Below are 1,816 nucleotides of genomic sequence, written 5' to 3'. Positions count from 1 at the left end.
CGCGGATCCGGCGGCCCGGGCGGCGGCTCGCGGCGGCGGGCGGCATCAGCACCGCGGCGCGCCCGCCGGGCCGCACGTGCGCCAGGCAGTGCTGCACCCAGGCGAGCTCCGGTTCGCCGCGCGGCGGCAGCCGGGCGGCGGCTCGCGGCGGCGGGCGGCATCAGCACCGCGGCGCGCCCGCCGGGCCGCACGTGCGCCAGGCAGTGCTGCACCCAGGCGAGCTCCGGTTCGCCGCGCGGCGGCAGCCCGTACTCCCAGCGGGGGTCGCCGGTCAGCTCGTCGTGGCCCCAGGCGCGGTCCCCGGACGGCGGGTCGCAGACGACGGAGTCGGCGGTCTCGCCGGGGAAGCCGTCGCCGCGCAGCGAGTCGGCGGCAACGACGTCGGCGGGCGTGCCGGCGAGGCGCAGCCGGACGGCGGCGATCCGCGCGGCGGCCGGGTCGCTGTCCTGGGCGAGCGCGTGCCGGGCGCCGGAGGCCGACAGCAGCAGCGTGCCGAGCCCGCAGGCCGGGTCGAGGACGACGTCACCCTTGCGGCACACGAGCCCGGTCATCAGCCGCGCCACGTCCGGCCGGGTGACGACGAGGCGCCGCGAATGCGCCCGCATGTACTCCTCGACGAGGAAGTCGAACGCGGCGCGGTGCCCGCGCTCGGCCGCCAGCTCGCCGAGCAGCGCGGGCAGGCCGGGGTCGGCGGGGACGGTGTCGGGCCACGACGGCATCGCCCCGTCCCCGGGCCGCGGCGCAGCCTCCCGGGGTGGCGGCGCGGCGGTGCCGCCGCGCGACTCCAGGAGCCGCAGGCCGGCCCAGCCGACGAGGTCGGCGAGGCGGAAGTCGTCGCCGGACGCGCGGAGCCGCTGCCAGACCCGGTCGCCGGCCGACACCTCGAACGGCTTGCCGTTGCGGGTCAGCCAGTCCTCGACGTCGGCGAGGGAGAACAGCGGGCTGGCGGCCGTGCCGCCGACGGGCCTCGGGAAGTCGTCGTGGCGGCGGCGCCAGTTGCTGACGGTGGCGCGCCCGACGCCCGCGAGCCGGGCGATGTCGCCCGCCGTGACGCCCGGATCGCCGCTCATCCCGCCACCCTATGTGATCTTCCGGAACGTCCCTGCGCGCTCGGAACGCCCGTGAACCCGGTCACCGTGCACCCGTCCCGCGCGGATCAGGCGCGGCGGAGCCGGCGGCCGAACCGGGCGAGGCGCCCCCTCCCGCCGCCGGCGGCGGCGCCGAGCAGCCGCGGCTCCCGCTCCGCCGGGTCCGGCGGGCCGGTGACGACGTCGGCGACGACGCAGGTGATGTTGTCCAGGCCGCCCGCCGCGCCGGCGAGCGCGATGAGCCGGGCGACGGCGTCGGCGGGGCGCGCGGCCTCGGCGAGCGCGTCGCGGATCGCCCCGGCCGGGACGAACCCGGAGACGCCGTCGGAGCACAGCAGGTAGCGGTCGCCGGGCGCGGCGTCCTGCCGGAACAGGTCGGGACGCTGGTCGCCGCGCTGGTCGCCGCCGGTCTGCAGCGCACGCACGAGGGCCGATGCGCGCGGGTGGTTCGCGGCCTCGTCCGGGGTGAGCTGCCCGCCGTCGACGAGCGCCTGCACCATCGTGTGGTCGCGGGTGATCTGGAAGAGGTCGCCGCCGCGCAGCAGGTAGGCGCGGGAGTCGCCGATGTGCGCCACCGCGAACCCGGCTCCGTCCCAGGCCAGCGCGGTCAGCGTGGTGCCCATCCCGCGCAGCTCGGGGTCGCCGGCGGCCAGCTCCTCCAGCCGCGCGGACGCCCGCGCCACCGCGGCGGCGAGCGCGGCGGCGGGGTCGGCGGGCGCTGCGGCGGG

At 79.7% G+C, this 1,816-nt stretch carries 2 protein-coding genes and 1 pseudogene; all 3 read right to left on the bottom strand.

Annotation, left to right across the window (positions count from 1 at the left end):
- The coding region (locus F9B16_RS54335) for an SAM-dependent methyltransferase (RefSeq protein WP_225992696.1) at positions 1-97 on the bottom strand (97 nt) is incomplete at its 3' end.
- A 211-nt stretch (positions 98-308) separates the two neighbouring features.
- Positions 309-605: pseudogene (locus F9B16_RS54330) on the bottom strand (N-6 DNA methylase); the annotation flags it as partial.
- 551 nt (positions 606-1,156) lie between these two features.
- Positions 1,157-1,816 (bottom strand): PP2C family protein-serine/threonine phosphatase (locus tag F9B16_RS50280; RefSeq protein WP_192809418.1); only part of this gene is annotated, 660 nt, incomplete at its 5' end.

Source organism: Actinomadura montaniterrae (assembly GCF_008923365.1).
GTDB classification, from domain to species: domain Bacteria; phylum Actinomycetota; class Actinomycetes; order Streptosporangiales; family Streptosporangiaceae; genus Spirillospora; species Spirillospora montaniterrae.
Note: the sequence above shows the minus strand (reverse complement) of the source record. Positions and strands in the feature narration are given on the sequence as shown.